This is a genomic window from Kitasatospora saccharophila (assembly GCF_039529925.1).
GTDB lineage: Bacteria > Actinomycetota > Actinomycetes > Streptomycetales > Streptomycetaceae > Kitasatospora > Kitasatospora saccharophila.
In genome coordinates, this window is sequence record NZ_BAAANS010000068.1 from 17,900 (window position 1) to 40,430 (window position 22,531).

Here is a 22,531-nt window from a genome sequence, read left to right on the forward strand (position 1 = left end):
GGCCCGGGAGGGCGTCACTTGACGATGGTCTTGCCGATGCTGGGCAGCACGAAGTCCTGGATCAGGCCCTTGGCGTCGCGGACCAGCGGGCGGAAGACCCGGTAGCGGGAGAGGTTGATCAGGCGGGCCACCAGGGGGGTGGAGCGCCTGACGAACTCGCGGGTGCGTTCGGTGTCGGGCGTGCGGTCGAAGACCCAGTACAGGACGACGACCATCAGGTGCAGCCAGAGCACGTCGGGCAGCAACTCGACCAGTTCGGCGTCCAGTTTGGGGGCCAGTTCGGAGCCCTGGAGCACGTCGCGGAAGAGTTCGACGGCGGTGGCCCGGGCGGGGTGGGACTCGTTGGAGAACGGGCTGAGCGAGCTGGTCGGGTCGGCGGCGGTGCGGAAGAACTGGGCGGAGAACTCGTGGTACGGGGCGGCGGTGTCGATCCAGGAGCCGATCGCGATCTGGAGGCGCTCGGCGAAGTCGCGGGTGTGCGCCATCCGGGCCTTGGCGTCGGCGGCGTGCTCGTAGGTCATCTGGTCGTAGAAGCCCTGGATCAGGAACTCCTTCGCCGAGAAGTAGTAGTAGGCGCTGCCGACCGAGACGCCCGCCTCGGAGGCGATCGCCCGCATGGTGGTCTTCTCGTAGCCGCGCTCCTGGAACAGCCGCATCGCGGTCTCCAGGATCAGTGCGCGGGTGGCCTCGCTCTTGTCGGTCTTCGGCTGGGCCCGGCCGCCCGCCAGTTCGCCGGAGGTGGGCAGGCCGGGGGCCTGCTCCGCGCTGTCGCCCGCGTCCTTCGCGCCGCCCGTGCCCACCGGGTGCTGCCGAGTCCGCTGCTGGCCGTTACCTGACACCTCGCCCCGCCTGATTCGCTTCCGTCGCGGTCGTCTACCCGTCCGAGCCTAGCCGGACCGGGACAACTCCGGATCGGGTGGGCGAATCGGAAGCCCGCCGACGTGCCCGGCGCCCCGGCACGGGGTCGGTCGTGCGGGTACGCCGACCGTCCGTCCGGCGTGTCGGGCACGGCGGACGGCGCCCTTCCGGTGGCCGGCGGCAGGATTTCGAACGCGTTCAGAATCCTGTGGGAACGACTGTAGGGCACCGGTTCGGGCACGCTCAACCCCGGCCGCTGGAAAGGCCCGTCGAAGCTCCGGCGGGCCCGCGGGGCGGGGCGGTCGGGACGCGGTGTGCGAGGCTGGCCGGATGGCCGCCCCCGACCGCACTCCGCCCCCGCCCCCGCCCCCGCCCGCCCTGCGCGAGGGCACCGCCGCGGACGCCGCCGACGTCGCCCGGCTGTACCTCGCGAGCCGCCGCTCCGCGTACGCCGGGCTGGTCCCGGCCGGGGTGCTGGACGCGGAGGGGCCCGAGCAGGAACTCCTCTGGGCGCTGCGACTGGACGCCGACTACGGGACGCCCGCCGACACCCCCGTCCTGCTGCTGGCCGAGCGGGACGGCGCCGGCGTCGACGGCTTCGCCTACCTGGTGCCGGACGGCGGCGAAGTCCGGCTGGAGCAGTTGCACGTCCGCCCCGGCCGCACCGGCGCCGGGATCGGCACCCACCTGCTGCGCGCCGCCCTGGAACGCTTCCCGGGCGCGCCCGTCCGGCTGGAGGTGCTGGCCGCCAACCGGCGGGCGATCGCCTTCTACGAGCGGCACGGCGCCCACCGGCTCGGCCGCGGCACCGCGCACTTCCCGGGCGGGACGCAGCTGCCGCAGTACGCGTACGGGTGGAACTGACGCACCGTCACTTGAGCTTTCGGGCAAGGGTGGTGGCCGCGAGCAGGGCCAGTGCGGCGGCGCAGCCGGGCAGCAGGTAGCCGGTGCCGGGCGCGGCGTGCTGGGCGAGCGCGCCGCCCAGGGTCGCGCCGGTGGAGATGCCGACCAGGATCGCCGAGACCGCCAGCGCCATCCCCTCGGTCAACCGGTGGGCGGGCAGCAGGCGTTGGGCCAGCGTCATGCCGCTGATCATGGTCGGCGCGGTGCCCGAACCGGCTGCCAGCAGGGCCGCCCCCAGCAGCGGCACGCCCGCCCCGGACAGGCCCGCCGCCAGCGGCAGCAGCATCAGTGCGGTCATCGCGCCGGTGCCCAGCGCCAGCCGCACCGCCACCGGGCGGCGCGGCCGGAGCGTGCCGAACACCAGCCCCGACACGCAGGACCCGGCCGCCACCAGGGCCAGCAGTCCGCCGCCCGCCGACTGCCGGCCCAGCGCGTCGGTGTACGCGAGCGTGGTCACCTCCAGTGAGCCGAACAGCACCCCGGCGGACAGGAACACCGCGAGCAGCGGTGGCAGGCCCGGCGTCCGGAGCAACGCCCTTGGCCGGGAGGGTGGTTGGACGCCAAATGGGAGGCGCGGGGCCGATGCCGGGCGCGCGGCCGGCGGCGGTTCGGTGGCGCGCTGGGCGGCGAACAGCAGGGTGCCGGCGGTGCCCAGCGCCCAGGCGGCGAGCAGTCCGGCCTCGGGGGCGACGGAGGTGCACAGGACCATGCCGAGCACCGGGCCGGCCATGAAGCACAGTTCGTCCAGCGCCTGCTCCAGCGAGTTGGCCCGGTGCAGCACGGCCGGGTCCGCGCCGTGCAGGTGCGCCCAGCGGGCCCGGGCCATGCCGCCCAGGTCCGGGCTGCTGCCGGACAGCGCCCAGCACAGGAACAGCGTCCAGGCGGGCGCGCCGGAGTGCACGCACAGCAGCAGCGCCGCCGTCGGCAGCGCGGTGGCCAGCACGGCGGGCACCGCCACCCGGGCCTGCCCGAGCCGGTCCACCAGCCGTCCCAGCAGCGGCAGCAGCGCCGCGCCCGCCAGCACCCCGGCCGCGGAGACCGCCCCGGCCAGCGCGTACGAGCCGCGCCGGTCGGCGATCAGCACCACGACGCAGACGCCGTGCATCGCCAGGGCGAGCCGGCCGAGCAGTCCGGCGAGGGTGAAGGCCAGCGTGCCGGGGGCGGCGAACACCGGGCGGTAGCGGGTGAGCGGCAGCGACAAGGAGGGGCTCCAGGGTGGTGGGGGACGCCTCCAGCCTCGGGGGCGGGGGTGCGGGGCGTCCAACACCCGATCCGCCGCATTGACCGCTCTGCGTTGTTAATCTTTCGGGCGTGCCCCGAGACGTCCACCCCCGCCTGCTGCGCAGCTTCGCCACCGTCGCCGAGACCCTGCACTTCGGCCGGGCCGCCGAACGCCTGCACCTGGCGCAGCAGGCCGTCAGCCGTGACGTCCAGGCGCTGGAACGGGAGTTGGGCTGCGTGCTGCTGCACCGCACCACCCGCAGCGTCGAGTTGACCGAGGCGGGGGCCGCGCTGCTCCCCAAGGCGCGCCAACTGCTGGAACTCCAGGCCGAGATCACCGCGCTCGGCGAGAACCGGGCCCTGCTGGTCGACCTCAACAGCCAGGACTGGGGGCCCGAGCACGCCGCCGAACGGGTGCTCGCCGCCGCCCGCCGGCGCTGCCCGGAGGCCGAGTTGCTGGCCCGCTACTGCGGCGGACTCACCGCCGCCGCACGGGAGTTGGCCGCACACCGGCTGGACGCCTCGTTCGGCCGGTACGCCGGACTGCCCGCCGCGGACCGGGCCCGGTTGGTGCACCTGCCGGTCCGGCTGGAGCCGATGGCGGTCTTCCTGCCGCCGGACCACCCGCTGGCCGCGCGACCCGCCGTCCCGCTGGCCGCGCTGGCCGGGCACCGGGTGGACGTGTTCGCCGGGCAGCCCGCCACCGCCGAGTGGACCGACCTGGGCCTGCGGCTGCTGGCCGGGTGCGGGGCGCAGGCCGCGCCCGCGCGCACCCCGCCGGTCGGCGCCGCCGAGTTCGCCCGCCACCTGGCCCGGCACGGCGACCCGGTGCTGACCAGTGCCGGGGCGCAGGAGTTCCCGGGCGCGGTGGTCCGCCCGCTGGTCGACCCGGTGCCGCTCAGCCTGGTCGGCCTGGTGCACCGGCCGGGCGTGCGGCACCCGGGGCTGGCCGCGCTGCGCGCCTGCGCGGCCGAACTCGCCGCCGCCGAGGGCTGGTTGCGCCGCCCGCCGGGCAGTTGGCTGCCGGACGCGGACGCGGCGCTACTGCCCGGCTGAGTTCCCGAGCGGGGCCGGGGGCGTCCGGTCGAGCGCGTTCGAGGGCCCCGGAGCCGTCGAAGGGCGTCCGGAGACGGCGGCGCCCCCGCCGAGGGGGACGGCGGGGGCGGTACCGGGGAGGCCGCGCGGCGGCCGGGACAGGCGGGCTCAGGAGGCTCGCACGGCGGAGACGTCGAGGGTCAGCTTGACCTTCTCGCCGATCAGCACGCCGCCGGTCTCCAGCGCGGCGTTGTAGGTCAGGCCCCAGGCGGTGCGGTCGACGCTGGTGCCGCCCTCGAAGCCGACCCGGTTGGCGCCGTACACGTCGGTGGCCGCGCCGGTGAACTCCAGGTCCAGGGCGACCGGGCGGGTGGTGCCCTTGATGGTCAGGTCGCCGTGCAGGCGGTAGGTGTCGCCGTCGACCCGCTCGGCGCTGGTCGACTTGAAGGTGATCTCCGGGTGCGCGGCGGCGTCGAAGAAGTCGCCGGTGCGCAGGTGCTCGTCGCGCTGGGCCTGGCCGGTGCTGATCGAGGCGACCTTGATCACCAGTTCGGCGGTGGACGCGGCCGGGTCCGTCCCGTCCAGGTGCAGCTTGCCCTCGTACTCGGCGAACTCGCCGCGGACGTTGGTGACCATCGCGTGCCGGACCGCGAAGCCGATCTTGGAGTGCGCGGCGTCGATGGTGTAGTCGCCGGTCAGGTGGGCCAGGTCCGGGCCCTGCGCGGTGGCGACGGCAGCGGCCGGGGCGGCGACGGTGGCGGCGGTGTTCTTGCTGCGGTTGAAGATGCCCATGACTTCTCTCCTCGGGACGGGGGTCGAAGCCGTTTGTTGAGGCTTCAACTTGTTCACGTGGTTCACCGTACGCCGATCTGGTTCAACTTTCAACCATGAAGTTGAAAGTTGTCCAAAATTCTCGGGGGGCGCCACGCACAGCGTTGTCCCCAGCCTGTGGACAAGGACGCGCCGCCCGCCCGGAAAACCGGGTGCGCCCGCCCGCCCCGCCGTCCACACTGGCCGCCGGACCCCCCCGAACCCCACCCGCCTTGGGAGAGCCGTGCAGTCTGCCGTCACCGTGTCGCCGTCCCAGGTCCCCGAGCTGCTGCTCGGCCTCGCCACCGTGCGGCCGGTGTTCCTCTGGGGCGCGCCCGGCATCGGCAAGTCCTCGCTGGTCAACCAGTTCGCCGAGTCGCTCGGCCTGGAGTGCGTCTCGCTGCTCGGCACCCAGCTCGCCCCCGAGGACCTGATCGGCGTCCCGCAGCTCACCCCCGAGGGCCGCTCCCGGTTCTGCCCGCCCGAGACCATCGCCCGCGACCAGCCCTACTGCCTGTTCCTGGACGAGCTGAACGCCGCCACCCCCGACGTCCAGAAAGCCTTCTACTCGCTGATCCTGGACCGCCGGATCGGCAGCTACGAACTGCCGCCCGGCTCCATCGTGATCGGCGCCGGCAACCGCGCCACCGACGGCGCGCTCGCCCGCCCGATGCCGTCCGCGCTGCTCAACCGGCTGATCCACGTCCACCTGCGGGCCAGCGCCGACGACTGGCTCCGCTGGGCCGCCGGACACGGCGTCCACCCGTGGATCACCGACCACCTCACCGACCGGCCCGACCACCTGTGGTCCGCCCCGCCGAAGACCGAGGAACCCTTCTCCACCCCGCGCGCCTGGCACATGCTCTCCGACGCGCTGCACTCCTTCGGCCCCGGCATCGACGAGGACACCCTCAAGGTGATCGCCCACGGCCTGCTCACCCCGGCCCACGCCGTCGCCTTCTGCGGCTACGCCAAGATCGTCCGCAACGCGTACGGGCTGGACGCGATCATGAAGGGCGACGCCTCCTGGCCGCACCGCGTCGAGGACCGCGACCTGCTCTACTACCTCGCCGACTCCTTCCGCGGCCGACTGGTCAAGGAACTGCCCGCCCGCAAGGAACACGCCTCGCCGACCGTCCGCCAGCACGCCTACCGCGCCAAGTCGCTGCTGGTGCAACTCGCCGAGATCTCCGTCGAGGTCGCCCAGACCGTGATCGCCGACGGCTCCGACGGCAACCCCGTGCTGCCGTCCTGGTTCCTGATCGAAGCCGCCCGCGACCTGCCCCGCCTGGTCGAGGCCCGCCGGTGAACTCCCCCCGCCCCGCCGGGGTCCGCCGATGAGCGGCCCCCGCCCCGCCGCCAAGCCGGAGAAGGGCGCGAAGCCCGACCCGGTCAAGGCCGCGTTCGCCGCCGGACTGGCGAAGGTCCACGGCAACCCCGCGCTCGACGCCGTCCCCGCCGGGCTGTGCGTCCGGGACGAGGAGCACTGCCCGCTGCACCCCGCCACCGGCTGGGTCGTCGCCGACTCGCACGGCACCCTGCACCACAACCGCCGTCGCCGCGCCGAACCCGAGGAGTGGGCCTGGGCCCTCGCCCACGCCCTGCTCCACCTCGGCTTCGGCCACCTGCCCGCCGCCCGCGGACGCCGTTCCCAGCCCGACGCCGCCGACCTCGCCGCCCGCTGCGCCGTCGTCAACCGCTTCCTGCACACCTTCCCGATCGGCCGCGCCCCCGACGACCTGCCCGGCAGCTGGCCCGGCGGCGACGAGGAGGAACTCGCCGCCCGCTGGCGCCGCGACGGCGTCCCCGCCGAGTACCGGGCCTGCGGCACCGGCGGCGACCGGCCCGACCAGCACCTCACCGCCTGGGCCGACCTGCAGGACCCGGAGGACTGGACGCTCGCCTTCGCCCACGCCCTCACCCGCACCGTCTCCGCCGCCATGGACGTCGCCGCCGGCCGCCGCGAGACCCTCGACGGCGCCCGCCTCCCGCAGCGCCCCTGGGAACGCGCCCTCGGCTGGTTCGTCTCCAGCTACCCCCTGCTCGGCGGCCTCGCCGCCGGACTCACCCTGGTCGCCGACGCCGAACTCGCCCGCGCCCACGGCATCTCGATCGCCGCCGTCAACGCCGAAGCCGGCGAGATCTACCTCAACCCGCTGCGCCGCCACACCGACGGGGAGTGGCGCTTCATCCTCGCCCACGAGATGCTGCACGCCGCCCTCCGCCACGGCGACCGCACCGGCGGCCGCGACCCCTACCTCTTCAACGTCGCCGCCGACTACGTCGTCAACGGCTGGCTGCTGGAGATGGAAGTCGGCGAGATGCCCGAAGGACTGCTCCACGACCCGGAGTTGAAGGGCCTCTCCGCCGAAGAGGTCTACGACCGGATCGCCCGCGACCAGCGCCGGCTGCGCCGCCTCGCCACCCTGCGCGGCAAGGGCCTCGGCGACGTCCTCGGCGAACCGCTGCCCCGCGACGGCTCCCGCGGCTACGTCGACCTCGACGACTTCTACCGGCGCGGCCTGCAGCAGGGCTTCGACCTGCACGTCCGCGACCGCGGCCTGCTGCCCGCCGGACTCGTCGAGGAGATCCGCGCCCTCGCCCACCCGCCCCTGCCCTGGGACGCCCGGCTCGCCCGCTGGTTCGACGAGCACGTCCCCCGCCCCGAACCGCTGCGCTCCTACGCCCGCCCCTCCCGCCGCCAGTCCGCCAGCCCCGACATCCCGCGCGCCGGACGCCACCACCCGTACGAGGAGACCCCGCGCTGCACCTTCGGCGTCCTCCTCGACACCTCCGGCACGATGGACCGCACCCTGCTCGGCAAGGCGCTCGGCGCGATCGCCTCCTACGCAGCCGCCCGCGACGTCCCCGCCGCCCGGGTCGTCTTCTGCGACAGCGCACCCCACGACGCGGGCTACCTGCCGGTCGCCGAACTCGCCGGCCGGGTCCGCGTCCACGGCCGCGGCGGCACCGTCCTGCAACCCGGCATCGACCTGCTCGCCCGCGCCCCCGACTTCCCCGCCACCGCACCCCTGCTGATCATCACCGACGCCGCCTGCGACGTCCTGCGCGTCCCCCGCCGCGAACACGCCTACCTCGTCCCGCGCGGCGCGACCCTGCCGTTCACGCCGCGCGGGCCGGTCTTCCACCTCAGCTGAGAGCACCGCCAGGGGCTCGGGGAACGGCGAGTCCGTGCTGCTGGCGGCCGGAGCCCATCGGAGGTTCGTGCTGCTGCGTGTCGTGGACAGAACCAGAAGCCGACGCGCTGGGCGGCAGTGAACCTCCCGCAGACCCGGCCTCGCCGTTCCCCGAGCCCCTGAACGCGCGTCCTGCCGATCTGTCGGCGGGCCGATCTACGCTGGAAGGCCCCTGCGCCCGCCCACCGGAGGTCCGATGTACGTCCTGCACGCCCAGTGGCGGGCCGATGCGCGGCTCGGGGTGTGGGCGGAGGACGCCGGGGCGTTCGCCGGGCGGGTGGGGGAGGGGGCGCGGCACCCGTACGCCTGCCCGGCGGCCGGGGTCGCGGAGCTGCTGCGGGCGATCGGGCCCGGCCCGGCCTGGCTGGCCGAGCGGGGGGACGAGCGGTGGCTGACGTTGCGGCTGCCGACGCTCGGCTCGCGGCCGACCCCCTCGCCGGACCTGCCCGTCGGCTCCACCGCCCGGGGGCCGGAACTGCGGCCGTGGCGGGTCCCGGCGCTACTGTTCGACCCGGCCGGGGCCGCGCAGCTGCTCGGCGAGCTGTTCGACCCGTACTGGCCCGGCACCACCGTCGAACTGTCCGGCGGCCGGACGGCGGAACTCGCGTACGGGGCGTCGCTGCGCTGGCTGACCGGCGTGCACGACCTGGCCTGGCGGCTGGCCGGTCGGGGCCGGGTGCTGCCCGCGCTGGTCGCCGAGGACGGCGGCTGGGCGGCCCGCTGGCGGCCCGCGCACCAGCCGGACACCCGCCGGGAGGCCCGCGCGCTGGCGGCCGGCTGCCCGCCGGTCGCCCGCGCCGAGGACGGCCACGAACCCACCGGCAGCGCCCTGTTCGAGACCGTGCTGGACGTCCTCACCGACCACGAGACCCGCGTCGCGCTCGGGGACGGCGCCCCGCCGCCGTCCCCCGGCGGCCCGACCTGGCTGGCCGCCCTGCGCGGCCAGGACGCCCGGCTGCCCGCCCCGCCCGACCCCGCCGAGGTTTCCCGGCTCACCGCCGCCGCGGCCGGCACCGCCCCGCTCGGGCCGGTCCGGCTCGCCTTCCGCCTCGCCGAACCGCTCGGCACCGCCGCCGACGACCCGGACGCCACCGTGGTGGACGAGAACTGGCGGCTGGACGTGCTGCTCGCCCCCGTCGACCGGCCCTCGCTGCTGCTGCCCGCCGCCGAACTCTGGTCCGGCGGGCCCGGCGCGGCCGCCCTGGCCCGGACGGTCGACGACCCGACCGCCGCCTACCTCGCCGAACTCGACCGCGCCGCCCGCCTGTTGCCCGGACTGCGGGCCGCCCTGCACCGCACCCGCCCCACCGGGCTCGACCTCGACCGGGCCGGTGCGCTCGCCTTCCTGCGCGACAGCGCCCCCGCGCTGGCCGCCGCCGGACACGGCGTCCTGCTGCCCGCCTGGTGGCAGCGCCGCCCCCGGCTCGGCCTCGCCGCCACCGCGCACGCCGCGCCCGCCCCCGGCTCCGTCCAGCGCGCCGCCCAGGCCGACCGGGACACCGTCCTGGACTTCCGCTGGCAGCTGGCCGTCGGCGAACAGCCGCTCACCCGGCAGGAGTTGGAGGAACTCGCGGCCGCCCAATCGGGCCTGGTCCGGTTCCGCGGCCGGTGGATCGAGGTGGACGCCGGACAACTCGCCGCCGCCCTGCGCTTCCTCGCCGACCGCCGCGACGACCCCCGGCTGGACGCCGCCGCCCTGCTCCGGCTCGCCGCCACCGACGGCGCCGTCGTCGACGGCCTCCCGGTCACCGCCGTGCACGCCGAGGGCCCGCTCGGCGACCTGCTGGCCGGCCGGCTCGGCCGCCTCCCCGGCGCCCACCGCACCCCGCCGCCGCCCGGCTTCACCGGCGCCCTCCGCCCGTACCAGGAGCGGGGGTTGGCCTGGCTGGACGCCCTCGGGCGGCTCGGCCTCGGCGCCGTCCTCGCCGACGACATGGGCCTCGGCAAGACCGTCCAGACCCTCGCCCTGCTCGCCCTGGAGCACGCCCGCGGCGCCCGCGGCCCCGTCCTGCTGGTCTGCCCCACCTCCCTGGTCGGCAACTGGCAGCGCGAAGCCGCCCGCTTCACCCCCCGGCTGCGCGTCCAGCTCCACCACGGCCCCGACCGCACCGGCCCCGACCCCGCCGCCGACCTGGTGATCACCACCTACGGCGTCCTGCAGCGGGACGCCGCCGCGCTGCGCGCCGTCCACTGGCGGCGGGTCGTCGCCGACGAGGCCCAGCACGCCAAGAACCGCGCCGCCCGCCAGTCCCGCGCCCTGCGCTCGCTGCGCTCCGGCCCCCGGATCGCCCTCACCGGCACCCCCGTCGAGAACCGCCTCGCCGAACTCCACACCGTCCTCGACTTCGCCAACCCCGGCCTGTTCGGCAGCCCCGAGTCCTTCCGCGAGCAGTACGCCGTCCCGATCGAGCAGTCCGGCAACCGGGACGTCGCCGCCCGGCTCCAACGACTCACCGCGCCCTTCCTGCTGCGCCGCCTCAAGAGCGACCCGGAGATCGGCCGACAGCTCCCCGCCAAGCAGGAGTTCACCGTCCGCTGCGACCTCACCCCCGAACAGGCCGGCCTCTACCAGGCCGTCGTCGCCGACCTGCTCGACCGGCTCGGCGGCATCCGCGGCGTCGAACGCAAGGGCGCGGTGCTCGCCGCCCTCGGCCGGCTCAAGCAGGTCTGCAACCACCCCGCCCAACTCCTGCACGACCGGAGCCCGTTGGGCGGTCGCTCGGGCAAGGTCGAACGACTCGTCGCGCTGCTCCGGGAGGCCCTGGCGGAAGGCGACCGGGTCCTCGTCTTCACCCAGTACGCCGAGTTCGGCGCCCTGCTCCAGCCCCACCTGCGCCGCCGCCTCGGCGAACCCGTCCTCTACCTGCACGGCGCCCTCACCGCGCCGCGCCGCCAGGAACTCGTCGACCGCTTCCAATCCCCGGACGGCCCACGGGTGTTCCTGCTCTCCCTGAAGGCCGGCGGCACCGGACTCAACCTCACCGCCGCCAACCAGGTCATCCACCTCGACCGCTGGTGGAACCCCGCCACCGAGGACCAGGCCACCGACCGGGCCCACCGGATCGGCCAGCACCGCGAGGTCCAGGTCCGCAAGCTGGTGTGCACCGGCACCATCGAGGAACGCATCGCCGAACTCATCGACACCAAGCGCGAGTTGGCCGGAGCGGTGATCGGTTCCGGCGAGAACTGGCTGACCGAGCTCCCCACCGAGCAGCTCCGCGAACTGCTCACCTTCGCCGCCGACCCGACCGGAGCCTGACCGCCGTGGACCAGCCGATCGACCAGTGCCTCGACACCTTCTGGCAGGGCGGGTTCACCCTCCGGGACACCCCGCCCGAACCCCCCGCCCCACCCGACCTCCCCCCGGACCTCGCGGAACTCCTCGCCCCGCTCTACCGGCACCTGACCGCCGAATAGGAGGATGCACCATCAGGGGCTCGGGGAACGGCGAGCCCGGGTCTGCGAGAGGTTCACTGCCGTTGCGCGCTTCTGCTTTCGGTTCCCTTGAAGACACGCAGCAGCACGGACACTTCGATGGGTTCCGGCCGTCAGCAGCACGGACTCGCCGTTCCCCGAGCCCCTGAATGCGCGCTCCCCGCTACATGCCGTCGAGGAACTCCCGCACCAGCGAACCGAATTCGACCGGAGCGTCCACCCACGGCCGGTGCCCCGCACCGGGCAGGACGGCGAGGCGGGCGTTCGGGTGGAGGGCGGCGACCAGCCTCGCGGGAGCGGTGCCGATCATCCCGTCCAGCCCACCGGCGACCACCAGCACCGGCACCGACACCGGCCGGGCCTCGCCCGAGCCCGCGTAGAACGCCTCCCGCATCCAGGGCGCGGCCGGCACCAGCCCCGGGTTGAACGCCTCCGCGCGGGCCTGCTCGTTCCAACCGCCCCAGAAGAACGGGGTGATCCGCCGGACCAGCTCCGGCGTGGACTCCGCGCCGTCGGCCAGCAGGGCGTCCGCCCCGGCGGCGTCCCGGTACCAGGGCTCCGCCGCGCGGGCGGCCCGGACCGCGGCGATCTCCGCCGGGTCGGGCTCCCGGGCCGCCCGCCCGACGGGGGCGACGAGGGTCAACGACCGCACCCGGTGCGGGAACTCGGCGGCGTAGCGCTGCGCGGTGAGACTGCCCGCCGAGTGGGCGAGCAGGTCGAGGCGCGCCACGCCGAGGTGCTCCCGGAGGGCCTCCACGTCCGCGGCCTGGGCGCCGAACGCACAGCTCGCCCGGTCGGCGGGGGCCGCCGACCGGCCGCAACCCCGGGGGTCGAACCGGACCAGCCGCCGGTGGGCGTCCAGCCCGCCGAGGGTGCCGAGGTAGCGGGCGTCCATGCCGGGCCCGCCGGGGACCGCCACCAGGGGCGCTCCGTCGCCGAGCCGGTCGTAGTGGAGGGCCGTTCCGTCGGGCCCCCGGAAGATCGTCATGACCAGGATGGTGGCACGCCCCCGCCGCGCGGGGCGCGGGATTTCACCGGGCCCGGAGCAGGCCGTGACCGTCGAGCACCGCGCGCAGCCCGGCCGCGTCCCGGTGGTGGTGGCCGGACATGCCGAGGGCCGCCGCGGTGGTGAGGTGACCCGCGGTGTCGTCCACGAACAGGCACCGCCGGGGCGGGACGCCGGCCCGCTCGGCGGCGGCGAGGTAGATCCGGGGATCGGGCTTGGCCGCGCCGACCCGGGCCGAGTTGACCACCGCGTCCACGGCACCGTCCAGCCCGAGCGCGGCCAGGTCCGACTCCAGCCGGTCGGTGCCGTTGGAGACCAGCACCACGGGCACGTTCCGGCGCACCGCCCCCAGCAGCGCCAGCACCTCCGGGTCCACCCGGGACGGCTGCCGCCCCCAGTCCGCGACCACCGCCCGGGCCCGCTCCGCCGAGCCGCAGACCTCCGCCAGGTCCGCGGCCACCAGGGCCCGCCACTCCCCGTCCCCGACCTGCCCCGTGACGGCGGGCAGCAGCCGCTCCGGCCGGAAGGCGGCCCCCGCGACGGTGCCGGGCGCGAGACCGTGCGCCCGGTCGACGTCCGCGAGGTCCGCCCAGTGCCGCAGCACCCCGTCCAGGTCGCACAGCACCGCGCCGATCCGCCGCTCCGCCATCCCGTCCGGCCTTCCCGCTTCCGCCCGATGTGACCGCCCGCGCCAGTCAAATCCCTTGCTGACGACGGAAGTTATTCGCCATCACCCTACTTCTCCGGATGGCCACCACCCGCGCCGCCGGGCACAATCGCCTCCATGTCCTTCCATCCCCGGCAGCCGCGCACCCTGCTCGCCTACGCCGCGCTGCTCGACCGCTCGGTCGAGCGGATCACCGAAGTCTCGGCCGATGCACGGGAGTTCGACCGCGAGGAGATCTACCGGCTGGCCGACGTGTGGGACAACAACACCGCGGCCCTCTTCGCGGCGGCCGCCGCCCGCTTCCGCTGGGCCCGCTCGCTCCAGGCCCGCTGGGCGCTGCGCTGGATGGCCGACCTCGGCCCCGAACGGCGGGCCTGGGTGATCGAGCAGACCGCCGCCGCGGGCGTCCCGGTCGAGCGCTTCCTGCGCCGGCCCGCGCCCGAGCCCGCCACCGGCCCGGGCGAGTGGCGCCGGTTCCACCGCGGTTTCATGATGGCTGAACTGGAGGGTACGGGAGGCGAGTTGACGGAAGGACTGGCTGCCGAGTACGACCTGCCGACCGCCGGGCTCCGGGGGCTGATGGTCGAGCGGCGCGGCGCCGACCGGCTGGTCGGCTGGTGCGAGCTCGAACTGCCGCGCCGGTACGCCGGCGGCGACCTGCGCGTCGCCCGGCTCACCGTCCACTTCGAGGACCCGGAGGAACTGCGCTTCGACAGCGGCCGGGACACCACCGGCCTCTCCCTGGACGCGGGCCCCGACGGGGTGGTGCTCCGGCTGGGCGCGGCCGGGGTGCTGCGCTGCCGCTCCGTCCGGCTGGACCTGGACGACGACTGGGAGGGCTCGCCGACCGGCCGCCGGTTCGCCGCCGCGCACCCGGAGCGGCGCGGACGCCGCGGCGTCCGGCAGTGGACCCTGCCGGTGTTCCGCTCCGCCGGCGGGCCCGCCGACGCGGGGTGGGTGCTCCGGGCCGCCATGGTCGCCGCCCGGCGGGTCCGGTTCGCCGGTTCGGCCGCGGACGCCCCGCTGCGGGCCGTCACCACCGCCCTGGCCGGGGCGGGCCCGCGGATCCTGGCGGCGGGGGCGGTCCGCCGCCGCGCCGACCGGAACGCCGCCTTCGAGGCGCTGGTCGCCGACTGGTTCCGGCGCGGCGGCCCGGACTTCGCCGAGGCCGTCACCGGCTACGTCACCGTCCCGGAGGAGCTCCGCCCGGTCGGCCCCCGGGCCCGCCCCACCGTCCGGGCCCTCCCCGCCCGGCTCGCCCTCGTCCTGTACCGCCTGCCCGCCACCCCGGCCGAGTACGGCCCCCCGGCCCACGCCCGCCTCACCTTCGCCCAGCCCCCCGCCGGCGACCCGGACGCCCCCTGGGTCCTCCGCTCCCAGGGCTTCGAGCACTCCTTCGCGCTCGCCTTCACCCTGGACGCCTTCCGGTGCACCGCCCTCCCCGAGCCCGCCCCCGACCGCCTCGTCTTCGGCCCGCACCTGACCGCCACCGGTACGCCCGGCCCGCACTGAGCGACGCGTTCGCAGGTGCTAGCAGGCTGCTTGCAATTGCAAGCGGGGCGGTGCAGACTGCCCGTATGGCGTCACTGAACGTGGGCTCGCTCGGCGAGTACATCCGGGAGCAGCGGCGGAGCGCGCAGTACTCGCTGCGGCAGCTGGCCGAGGTCGCCGGGGTGTCCAACCCGTACCTGAGCCAGATCGAGCGCGGGCTGCGCAAGCCCAGCGCGGAGATCCTCCAGCAGATCGCCAAGGCGCTGCGGATCTCGGCGGAGACGCTCTACGTGCAGGCCGGGATCCTGGAGGAGCGGGACGGCGCGGAGCCGGGCCTGCGGGCCGCGATCCTGGCCGACCCGCTGATCAACGAGCGGCAGAAGCAGGCCCTGCTGTCGGTGTACGAGGCGTTCCTGAAGGAGAACCAGGCCGCCCGCCCGGCGGAGCCCGCGTGAGGGGCCGGCCCCCGGCCCGAAGAACGAACCAGCACCGAACGACCAGAGCAGCGTGACCGAGCCCCGCGCGACCCGACCGCGCGGCGGCTCCCGACCGGGAGGACCCGACATGCCGATCAGCGACGAGTTCAAGAAGACCCTCACCGACCCGACCCCGCTGTACGCGCTGGCCGGCGCCGGTGACCTCGCGTACGAGAAGCTCCGCGAGGTGCCCGCCCAGCTGGAGGCGCTCGCCGCCGACCGCAAGGGCACCCAGGAGAAGGCCGCCGCCGCCCTGCAGGACGCGGGCGCCGCGCTGGTCGGCGCGCAGGCCAAGGTCACCGAGGCGGTCACCGCGCTGCCCACCGACGTGAAGGAACTCCAGGCCAAGGCCCAGGAGTTCGCGATGCAGCAGGTCGGCCGGGCGCTGGAGTTCGCGGTGAAGGCCAAGGAGGTCTACGACGAACTGGCCGTCCGCGGCCGCACCGTGGTCGACGCCGCGGGCGTCGCCCCGAAGGACGCCGCGCCGGAGGACGCCGAGGCCGGCCCCGAGGCGGAGGCGGACGTGGTGGTCGAGGAGGTCGTGATCGCCGAGGTCGTGGTGGACGAGGAGCCCGCCGCGCCGAAGCCGTCCGCCAAGAAGGCCCCCCGCCCCCGGAAGAGCGCCGCGCCCGAGGCGGAGTGACCCGAGGCGGAGTGACCCGGGGCGGAACGCCGCGCCGCCGGGGGCCGTTGACCGGGGCAGTGGCCGTGTCAGGATGGAGACGAGAGTGAGGAGCTCAAGGTGATCCTGTACGTCGACCTGCTGAACCCCTTCTGGTGGATCGCCGCGGCGATCATCTGCTTCAAGGTGTTCGCGCTCGGCGACGCCCTGTTCCGTCGGGAGGACGCGTACCGGGCGGCGGACAAGAAGACCAAGGGCTTCTGGGTGATCATCCTGAGCCTCTCCTTGGTCTGGGACCTGATCTTCGGGGCCAACCCGGTCAGCGGCCTGATGACGCTGGTCGGCCTGGTCGCCTCGATCGTCTACGTGGTGGACGTCCGTCCCGCGATCAAGCTGCTCACCGACGGCCGCGGCCGCGGCGGGCGCAGCAACCAGGGCCCGTACGGCCCCTGGTGACGGAGTGACGCGGAGAAGGGCGGCCCCCCGCGCGGGGGGCCGCCCTTCCGGCGTTCCGGCCCGGCGTTCCGGCCCGGCGTTCCGGTCTTGGCGTTCCGGGGACGGCGGGCGGGCCGCTCAGCCCATGGTCACCGGCACCGGGTTGCGCTCCAGCAGCAGCACCGCGACGTCGTCGGTGAGCGCCCCGCCGTTCAGCTCCTCGACCTCGGCGATCGCCGAGTCGACCAGCCGGCCGCGGGTCAGCCCGGCGGCCTGGTGGTCGGTGATCAGCTCGATCAGGCCCTCCTGGCCGAGCCGGGGCGAGCCCGCCCCGACCTTGCCCTCGACCAGGCCGTCGGTGTACATCAGCAGCCGCCAGCCGGGGGAGAGCTCGACCCGCAGGGCGGGCCAGACCGAGTGCGTCGCGTCGCAGGGCAGCAGGCCGAGGGCCGGCCCGGCCTGGTCGAGCGGGAGCAGCACCGGCGGGCCGTCGGGGCCGAGCAGCAGCGGCGCGGGGTGCCCGGCCAGGTACAGATCGGCGGACTCGGGGCCGCCGTCCTCCGGCGGGGCGTCCAGCACGACCATGCACAGGGTCGCGAAGATCTCGTCGCTACGGCGCTCGTGCTCCAGCACGTGCTGCAGGGTGGTGAGCAGGTGCTGGCCGGTCAGCCCGGCGAACACCAGCGTCCGCCACGCTATCCGCAGCGCGACGCCGAGCGCGGCCTCGTCCGGGCCGTGGCCGCAGACGTCGCCGATCACCACGTGCACCCGGCCGTCCTTGGTGCGGACGGCGTCGTAGAAGTCGCCGCCGAGCAGGGCGCGGCGGCGGCCGGGGCGGTAGCGGCGGGTGAAGGCCAGGTTGGCGCCGTCCAGCAGCGGGGTGGGCAGCAGGTGGCGCTGGAGCCGGGCGTTCTCCTGGCCGCGGATCTCGGCCTCGACCAGCCGGCGCTGCGACTCGTCGGCGCGCTTGCGCTCCACCGCGTAGCGCAGGGCGCGGGCCAGCAGCGGGCCGCCGGTGTCCTGCCGGAGCAGGAAGTCCTGGGCGCCGGCGGCGACCGCGGCGGCGCCGAGCTCGGCCCCGGCGGCGTCGGTGAGCACCACCACGGCGGTGTGCGGCGCGCGCAGCAGCAGTTTGCGCAGGCCGTCCAGCCCGTCGGACGGATCCTCGGACAGGTCCCCGGACGGGTCGTCGCCGGGCGCGTCGAGGTGCTCGCCGGGCGTGCCGAGGTCGAGCAGGACGCACTGGAAGTCGGGGGCGCGCTGGCCGCGGCGGCCGGAGCCGGGCTGCGGCGGCAGCGCGGCGAGGGCCTCCCGGATGCCGTCCACCCGGTGCAGTTCGACGTGCTGCCCGAGTTCGGCGGCCAGTGAGTCGAACAGGGTGTGGCCGGGGCCGTCGTTCTCGACCACCAGGACCCGGAAACCCGCGGCGGGACGGGCGGGTTCGGTGCTGCCGGGGGTGCTACGGGGATGCGGTATCGGCGCCGGGCCCCCGTGCTGCCCGGCGAGCGGACCGGCGGTCCGGTCGGGGCGCGGGGCGCTGTGCGCGCGGCGGCCGCGGCTGCGTTCGGCGGTACCGGCGCTGGTGGTCGCGTCGGGTGCCCGCCCGTCTCCCGTAGCGGGCATCGGTCGGTCCTTCCTTTCCCCGACAGACCAACGGCTGGTGTCCGTCCGCAGTGCCCGGGTGGCACCGGGCATCGGGGGGCTTCCCGCGACCATAACGTGATCTCCGAGGATTTCTTCGACTGGGCGGCGCCGATGTGGTTATTGCCACGCGCCTGGTGGCGGCTTTGCCTAGGGTTTCCACAGGTTTCCGCCACTGGAGGACCGGAATTGACCGGAGGTGAGCAGCGGTGACGCAAATCACGCTGGTGCAGGGTGACATCACGGAACAGCGGGTGGACGCGGTGGTGAACGCCGCCAACAGCTCCCTGCTGGGCGGTGGCGGAGTGGACGGGGCGATCCACCGCAAGGGGGGACCGGAGATCCTGGCCGAGTGCCGCAGGCTGCGCGCCTCGCACTACGGCAAGGGGCTGCCCACCGGCCGGGCCGTGGCGACCACGGCGGGACGGCTGCCCGCCCGCTGGGTGGTGCACACCGTCGGTCCGGTGTACCGGGCGGAGGACTATCCGCAGCGCGCGGAGCTACTGGCCTCCTGCTATCGGGAATCCCTTCGGGTCGCGGTCGGGCTGGGGGCCCGGACGGTGGCCTTCCCGGCCGTCTCGGCCGGGATCTTCGGCTGGCCGCTGGAGGACGCGGCCCGGATCGCCCTGGGGGCCGTGGCCGCGGCGGGCCCGGACCTGGACGAGGTGCGGTTCGTGCTGTTCGACGCCGAGGCGTACGCGGCGTTCGAACGGGTGCGGAACGAGGTCGAAGGGCGGACGGGCTGACGGGTGCCCGGGGGACCGCGCCAACAGCCACCCGAACGGCTCCATGGTGGCGTGACGGGGCGTCAACACGCCAGAGCAAATCGATAACTCGTTCGAGTGAACCGTCGAACGAGTGCTCGGTGGACGGGAGTTCCGACGTCCGAGCACCCGTCCGAGCCGGGGCCCGGATCGGGGAGCCCCGGGCTCAGCGCGGTGCCAGCGCGGCCCAGTCCACCGTCAGTTCGCCCTGCCGCCGCCGGTTCGGCCCGTCCCGCAGCGGCCAGTCCGCCGCCAGCGCCGCGCAGGCCGCCGCCCAGCGCTGCCGCGCCCCGAACGCCCCCAGCGGCGCGGCCGCCGCCCAGGCCCGGTCGAAGTCGCGCAGGAAGGAGTGCACCGGCCGCCCGGGCACGTTGTGGTGGATCAGCGCCTTCGGCAGCCGTTCCGCCAGTTCGGACGGCCGTTCCAGGTCGGCCAGCCGGGCCGCGAAGGTCACCGTCCGCGGCCCCTCCGGGCCGAGCGCCACCCAGACGTGCCGCCGCCCGATCTCGTCGCAGGTGCCCTCCACCAGCAGCCCGTCCGGCGCCAGTCGCCCGCACAGCCGGGCCCACACCTCGGCCACCTGCTCCTCGTCGTACTGCCGCAGCACGTTCGCCGCCCGGATCAGCCGGGGCCTGGCCCCGCCGTCCAGCGGCACCTCGAACCCGCCCCGGCGGAACTCCAGCAGCGGCGGCTCGGCCATCGGCAGCGCCGCCGCCACCCGGGCCGGGTCGATCTCGATCCCCACCACCCGGACGTCCGCCCGCACCGCCCGCAGCCGCGCCGACAGCTCCACCGCCGTCCACGGCGCCGCCCCGTAGCCGAGGTCCACCGCGACCGGCGGGGCCACCGGGGCCCGCAGCGCCCGGCCCGCCGCGTGCGCGATCCACCGGTCCATCCGCCGCAGCCGGTTGGTGTTGGTGGTGCCCCGGGTGATCGTCCCCACCGGCCGGCCCGACCGGCCCCGGGACGACGGCGTGTCGCTCGCTGCCATGGTCACCAAGCGTACGCAGCCGTTCCGCCGCCGACGGCACCCGGATCCGCTGGCGGGAATAGGACGACGCGCTGCCCCGTTGCCCTGGCTGGAGTCCATCCGCCCGCTGCCGCCGGCCGCGGGCGGCGGCACGAGAAGAGCAGACCAGACGGCCGGCGCGCAGGGAGGCATCCGCAGGTGACCCAGCCCCTCGTCCGCACGCCCCGCCGGGGGGCGCGGTGGGCCGCCCCCGCGGCCCCCACCGCCCCCGCCGCGTTCGCCGGGCCCGCCCGCCGCCCGCGCCGGATCGCGATGCTGAGCGTCCACACCTCGCCGCTGCACCAGCCCGGCACCGGGGACGCCGGCGGCATGAACGTGTACATCGTGGAGCTGGCCAAGCGCCTCGCCGACCTGGACATCGAGGTCGAGGTCTTCACCCGCGCCGTCAGCTCGGACGACGCCCCCGCCGTCGAGCTCGCCCCCGGCGTCCTGGTCCGGCACGTCACCGCCGGCCCGTACGAGGGCCTCTTCAAGGAGGACCTGCCGGCCCAGCTGTGCGCCTTCACGCACGGCGTGCTGCGCACCGAGGCCGGCCACCGCCCCGGCTACTACGACCTGGTGCACTCGCACTACTGGCTGTCCGGCCAGGTCGGCTGGCTGGCCGCCGAGCGCTGGGGCGTCCCGCTGGTGCACACCATGCACACCATGGCCAAGGTCAAGAACGCCGCCCTCGCCGAGGGCGACACCCCCGAGCCCGCCGCCCGGGTGATCGGCGAGACCCAGGTGGTCGGCGCCGCCGACCGGCTGATCGCCAACACCGCGGAGGAGGCCGCCGAGCTGGCCCACCACTACGCGGCCCGCCCCGACCAGCTCGCCGTCGTCCACCCCGGCGTCAACCTCGACGTGTTCCGCCCCGGCTCCCGGGCCGCCGCCCGGGCCCGGCTCGGCCTCCCGCAGGACGCCGCGGTGCTGCTGTTCGCCGGCCGAATACAGCCGCTCAAGGCGCCCGACGTCCTGCTCAAGGCCGTCGCCCGGCTGCTCGACCGGCACCCCGGCCTGCGCGAACGCCTGGTCGTCCCGGTCGTCGGCGGCCCCTCCGGCACCGGTCTGGCCCGCCCCGAGAGCCTGCACAAGCTCGCCGCCCAGCTCGGCATCGGCGACGTGGTCCGCTTCCACCCCCCGGTCGACCAGCGCAGCCTCGCCGACTGGTACCGGGCCGCCACCGCCCTGGTGATGCCCTCCCACAGCGAGTCCTTCGGCCTGGTCGCCCTGGAGGCCCAGGCCTGCGGCACCCCCGTGGTCGCCGCCGCCGTCGGCGGCCTCCCGGTCGCCGTCCGGGACGGCCTCACCGGCACCCTCGTCCCCGGCCACGACCCCGACGCCTGGGCCCGGGCCCTCCACCCCTACGTCACCGACCCCTCCCTCACCCCCGTCCGCGGCGCCGCCGCCGCCGACCACGCCGCCGCCTTCGGCTGGCTCACCGCGGCCGGAGCCACCGCCGAGGTCTACACGGGAGCGATGACGGCCGTCGCCCGGGCCTGAGGCCGCGCACGGCGGGACGCGCACATGCAGGGGCTCGGGGAACGGCGAGCCCCTGCTTCGTCCCCTTCCTCGTGCGGGAAGCTAGCGTGGGGTGCATGGCTGCCAAGGACGACGCACTGACCCTCCTGCGCACCGCGCTCGACCAGGCGGGTGTCGCCTGGGAGCCGGCCGCCGCCGACCCGTACACGGTGGTCGCCGCGCTGCCCGGGACGCGGAAGCTCTCCACCGCCTGCGCGCTGCGGGTCGGTGACCACACGCTCTCGGTGAACGCGTTCGTGATCCGGCGGCCGGACGAGAACCACGAGGCGTTCCACCGCTGGCTGCTGGAGCGCAACACCCGGATGTTCGGGGTGGCGTACGCCGTCGACCGGCTCGGCGACGTGTACCTGGTGGGCCGGCTGCCGCTGGAGGCGCTGACGCCCGACGCGGTGGACCGGCTGCTGGGGAGCGTGCTGGAGAACGCCGACGAGCCGTTCGACACCCTGCTGGAGCTGGGGTTCGCGACCGCGATCCGCCGCGAGTGGGAGTGGCGCACCAAGCGCGGCGAGTCCACCCGCAACCTGGCGGCCTTCGCGCACCTGGCGAACGGGAAGACCCCTCCCGCCGGGGCGTGATCCGGGTATCCTCCCGGCCGGGGAGGAAACCATGGACACCGAATACGCCGGATCCGCCGAATCCGCCGCCGCCCAGCGGAAGTTGGCCTGGCTGGAGGCCGAGCTCGAAGCCGAGCTGAAGGACCGCCGGCGCCGCCGCGACTGGGACCGGCGCCGCGCGCTGACCCTGCAACTGGCCACCGTGAGCCTGTCCGCGCTGGTCACCGTGCTGCTGGGCCTGAAGGTCGGCGAACCGCTGGCGGCCCGGCTGGCGGACGTGGCACTCGTCTCCGGCGCGCTGGTCACCGTACTGGCCGCCTGGGCGGCGTTCTTCGGCTACCGCACGCTGTGGATCCAGCGCTCCGACACCGTGCACCGGCTGAACTCGCTGCGCCGCCGCCTCGGCCTGCTGAAGGCCGAGTACGGCGGCACGGTGCCGGAGCCGTCCCGGCTGGCGCCGCTGATCGACGAGTACCAGGCGATCCTGGAGGACGACCACGACTCCTGGGTCCGCCTGCGCCAGAGCGAGGCCGGCGGCGCGGCGGGCTGAGCGCCCTGACTGCGGGCAGGTCTGCCTAGCCGTCGTTCTGGTCGGGCGGGGTGTGGACTTCGCTCCAGACGAGTTCGCGGGCGGTGCCGTTGTTGCGGGAGGGTGGCGAGTAGCGGTGGCCCCAACGGTCGCCCAGGGCGAGGGCGGACAGGACGGCCATGTGGTCCTCGGGGCTGGGGGAGCCGTCCTCGGGGCGGAAGATCCGCAGTTCTACGCGGTAGCCGTCCGGGATGACGGTCAGCCTGGCCTCCCCGCCGCCCGCCTCGGCGAGCCGTTCGGCGATCTCCCAGGCGCGTTGCCGCAACACGTCGCTCA

The 22,531-nt window shown here is 75.6% G+C and carries 22 protein-coding genes; 14 read left to right on the forward strand and 8 right to left on the reverse strand.

Going from position 1 to position 22,531, the window contains the following annotated elements:
• Positions 1-14 precede the first annotated feature (14 nt).
• The gene (locus ABD345_RS33740) at positions 15-839 is read right to left on the reverse strand and encodes a TetR/AcrR family transcriptional regulator (protein ID WP_344557834.1); all 825 of its coding nucleotides are present in this window, start codon (positions 837-839) and stop codon (positions 15-17) included.
• Positions 840-1,188: 349 nt separating this feature from the next.
• Between ABD345_RS33740 and ABD345_RS33745 the strand changes: the two genes are divergently transcribed.
• Positions 1,189-1,722, forward strand: a complete 534-nt coding sequence (locus tag ABD345_RS33745) for a GNAT family N-acetyltransferase (protein WP_344557835.1) — start codon at positions 1,189-1,191, stop codon at positions 1,720-1,722.
• A 7-nt stretch (positions 1,723-1,729) separates the two neighbouring features.
• On the opposite strand, the gene ABD345_RS33750 is transcribed toward ABD345_RS33745, so the two are convergent.
• Complete coding sequence (locus tag ABD345_RS33750; RefSeq protein ID WP_344557837.1) at positions 1,730-2,962, reverse strand: MFS transporter; 1,233 nt, start codon at positions 2,960-2,962, stop codon at positions 1,730-1,732.
• A 110-nt stretch (positions 2,963-3,072) separates the two neighbouring features.
• Between ABD345_RS33750 and ABD345_RS33755 the strand changes: the two genes are divergently transcribed.
• The gene (locus ABD345_RS33755) at positions 3,073-4,038 is read left to right on the forward strand and encodes a LysR family transcriptional regulator (protein WP_344557839.1); all 966 of its coding nucleotides are present in this window, start codon (positions 3,073-3,075) and stop codon (positions 4,036-4,038) included.
• Positions 4,039-4,185: 147 nt separating this feature from the next.
• On the opposite strand, the gene ABD345_RS33760 is transcribed toward ABD345_RS33755, so the two are convergent.
• A complete protein-coding gene (locus tag ABD345_RS33760; RefSeq protein WP_344557841.1) occupies positions 4,186-4,809 on the reverse strand; it encodes a YceI family protein in 624 nt (207 codons plus the stop codon).
• Positions 4,810-5,071: 262 nt separating this feature from the next.
• Here ABD345_RS33760 and ABD345_RS33765 point away from each other — a divergent pair, with 262 nt between their 5' ends.
• The 4 genes from ABD345_RS33765 (at position 5,072) to ABD345_RS33780 (ending at position 11,441) form a co-directional block, all read left to right on the forward strand.
• Positions 5,072-6,136 (forward strand): ATP-binding protein, encoded by a 1,065-nt coding sequence (locus ABD345_RS33765; RefSeq protein WP_344557843.1) that lies wholly within the window; start codon positions 5,072-5,074, stop codon positions 6,134-6,136.
• A gap of 28 nt (positions 6,137-6,164) precedes the next feature.
• Positions 6,165-7,985, forward strand: a complete 1,821-nt coding sequence (locus ABD345_RS33770; RefSeq protein ID WP_344557847.1) for a vWA domain-containing protein — start codon at positions 6,165-6,167, stop codon at positions 7,983-7,985.
• A 235-nt stretch (positions 7,986-8,220) separates the two neighbouring features.
• A complete protein-coding gene (locus tag ABD345_RS33775) occupies positions 8,221-11,283 on the forward strand; it encodes a DEAD/DEAH box helicase (protein ID WP_344557849.1) in 3,063 nt (1,020 codons plus the stop codon).
• Between the two features lie 5 nt (positions 11,284-11,288).
• The gene (locus tag ABD345_RS33780; protein WP_344557851.1) at positions 11,289-11,441 is read left to right on the forward strand and encodes a hypothetical protein; all 153 of its coding nucleotides are present in this window, start codon (positions 11,289-11,291) and stop codon (positions 11,439-11,441) included.
• A 181-nt stretch (positions 11,442-11,622) separates the two neighbouring features.
• On the opposite strand, the gene ABD345_RS33785 is transcribed toward ABD345_RS33780, so the two are convergent.
• Together ABD345_RS33785 and ABD345_RS33790 are read right to left on the reverse strand one after the other, a co-directional pair.
• Positions 11,623-12,447 (reverse strand): alpha/beta fold hydrolase, encoded by an 825-nt coding sequence (locus tag ABD345_RS33785; RefSeq protein ID WP_344557853.1) that lies wholly within the window; start codon positions 12,445-12,447, stop codon positions 11,623-11,625.
• 43 nt (positions 12,448-12,490) lie between these two features.
• Complete coding sequence (locus ABD345_RS33790; RefSeq protein ID WP_344557855.1) at positions 12,491-13,114, reverse strand: HAD family hydrolase; 624 nt, start codon at positions 13,112-13,114, stop codon at positions 12,491-12,493.
• Between the two features lie 135 nt (positions 13,115-13,249).
• Between ABD345_RS33790 and ABD345_RS33795 the strand changes: the two genes are divergently transcribed.
• The 4 genes from ABD345_RS33795 (at position 13,250) to ABD345_RS33810 (ending at position 16,177) form a co-directional block, all read left to right on the forward strand.
• Positions 13,250-14,644: a hypothetical protein gene (locus tag ABD345_RS33795; RefSeq protein WP_344557857.1), complete on the forward strand. Its 1,395-nt coding sequence runs from the start codon at positions 13,250-13,252 to the stop codon at positions 14,642-14,644.
• Between the two features lie 65 nt (positions 14,645-14,709).
• Positions 14,710-15,078, forward strand: a complete 369-nt coding sequence (locus ABD345_RS33800) for a helix-turn-helix domain-containing protein (RefSeq protein WP_344557859.1) — start codon at positions 14,710-14,712, stop codon at positions 15,076-15,078.
• Between the two features lie 109 nt (positions 15,079-15,187).
• Entirely contained in the window at positions 15,188-15,742 is a 555-nt protein-coding gene (locus tag ABD345_RS33805) for a hypothetical protein (RefSeq protein WP_344557861.1), read from the forward strand.
• A 99-nt stretch (positions 15,743-15,841) separates the two neighbouring features.
• A complete protein-coding gene (locus ABD345_RS33810) occupies positions 15,842-16,177 on the forward strand; it encodes a DUF2516 family protein (RefSeq protein WP_344557862.1) in 336 nt (111 codons plus the stop codon).
• 117 nt (positions 16,178-16,294) lie between these two features.
• Here ABD345_RS33810 and ABD345_RS33815 read toward each other — a convergent pair whose 3' ends face one another.
• Entirely contained in the window at positions 16,295-17,779 is a 1,485-nt protein-coding gene (locus ABD345_RS33815; RefSeq protein ID WP_344557864.1) for a PP2C family protein-serine/threonine phosphatase, read from the reverse strand.
• A 227-nt stretch (positions 17,780-18,006) separates the two neighbouring features.
• Between ABD345_RS33815 and ABD345_RS33820 the strand changes: the two genes are divergently transcribed.
• Positions 18,007-18,543 (forward strand): O-acetyl-ADP-ribose deacetylase, encoded by a 537-nt coding sequence (locus ABD345_RS33820; RefSeq protein WP_344557866.1) that lies wholly within the window; start codon positions 18,007-18,009, stop codon positions 18,541-18,543.
• Between the two features lie 184 nt (positions 18,544-18,727).
• Here the strand turns inward: ABD345_RS33820 and ABD345_RS33825 are convergent, their stop codons facing one another.
• Positions 18,728-19,552 (reverse strand): class I SAM-dependent methyltransferase, encoded by an 825-nt coding sequence (locus ABD345_RS33825; RefSeq protein ID WP_344557868.1) that lies wholly within the window; start codon positions 19,550-19,552, stop codon positions 18,728-18,730.
• Between the two features lie 177 nt (positions 19,553-19,729).
• Between ABD345_RS33825 and mshA the strand changes: the two genes are divergently transcribed.
• From mshA to ABD345_RS33840, 3 genes are all read left to right on the forward strand, one after another.
• Complete coding sequence (gene mshA, locus ABD345_RS33830; protein WP_344557870.1) at positions 19,730-21,073, forward strand: D-inositol-3-phosphate glycosyltransferase; 1,344 nt, start codon at positions 19,730-19,732, stop codon at positions 21,071-21,073.
• Positions 21,074-21,168: 95 nt separating this feature from the next.
• On the forward strand, positions 21,169-21,687 hold the full coding sequence (locus ABD345_RS33835) for a type III secretion system chaperone family protein (RefSeq protein WP_344557872.1): 519 nt from the start codon (positions 21,169-21,171) through the stop codon (positions 21,685-21,687).
• 31 nt (positions 21,688-21,718) lie between these two features.
• Positions 21,719-22,216: an SLATT domain-containing protein gene (locus ABD345_RS33840; protein WP_344557874.1), complete on the forward strand. Its 498-nt coding sequence runs from the start codon at positions 21,719-21,721 to the stop codon at positions 22,214-22,216.
• 25 nt (positions 22,217-22,241) lie between these two features.
• Here the strand turns inward: ABD345_RS33840 and ABD345_RS33845 are convergent.
• A partial coding sequence (locus ABD345_RS33845; protein ID WP_425556927.1) for a hypothetical protein occupies positions 22,242-22,531 on the reverse strand: 290 nt, incomplete at its 5' end.

Coding starts and splice junctions, on each gene's coding strand:
- ABD345_RS33745 (WP_344557835.1), top strand. CDS start 1,189: ATGGCCGCCCCCGACCGCACTCCGCCCCCGCCCCCGCCCCCGCCCGCC.
- ABD345_RS33760 (WP_344557841.1), bottom strand. CDS start 4,809: ATGGGCATCTTCAACCGCAGCAAGAACACCGCCGCCACCGTCGCCGCC.
- ABD345_RS33770 (WP_344557847.1), top strand. CDS start 6,165: ATGAGCGGCCCCCGCCCCGCCGCCAAGCCGGAGAAGGGCGCGAAGCCC.
- ABD345_RS33775 (WP_344557849.1), top strand. CDS start 8,221: ATGTACGTCCTGCACGCCCAGTGGCGGGCCGATGCGCGGCTCGGGGTG.
- ABD345_RS33785 (WP_344557853.1), bottom strand. CDS start 12,447: ATGACGATCTTCCGGGGGCCCGACGGAACGGCCCTCCACTACGACCGG.
- ABD345_RS33790 (WP_344557855.1), bottom strand. CDS start 13,114: ATGGCGGAGCGGCGGATCGGCGCGGTGCTGTGCGACCTGGACGGGGTG.
- ABD345_RS33795 (WP_344557857.1), top strand. CDS start 13,250: ATGTCCTTCCATCCCCGGCAGCCGCGCACCCTGCTCGCCTACGCCGCG.
- ABD345_RS33800 (WP_344557859.1), top strand. CDS start 14,710: ATGGCGTCACTGAACGTGGGCTCGCTCGGCGAGTACATCCGGGAGCAG.
- ABD345_RS33805 (WP_344557861.1), top strand. CDS start 15,188: ATGCCGATCAGCGACGAGTTCAAGAAGACCCTCACCGACCCGACCCCG.
- ABD345_RS33815 (WP_344557864.1), bottom strand. CDS start 17,779: ATGCCCGCTACGGGAGACGGGCGGGCACCCGACGCGACCACCAGCGCC.
- ABD345_RS33825 (WP_344557868.1), bottom strand. CDS start 19,552: ATGGCAGCGAGCGACACGCCGTCGTCCCGGGGCCGGTCGGGCCGGCCG.
- ABD345_RS33835 (WP_344557872.1), top strand. CDS start 21,169: ATGGCTGCCAAGGACGACGCACTGACCCTCCTGCGCACCGCGCTCGAC.
- ABD345_RS33840 (WP_344557874.1), top strand. CDS start 21,719: ATGGACACCGAATACGCCGGATCCGCCGAATCCGCCGCCGCCCAGCGG.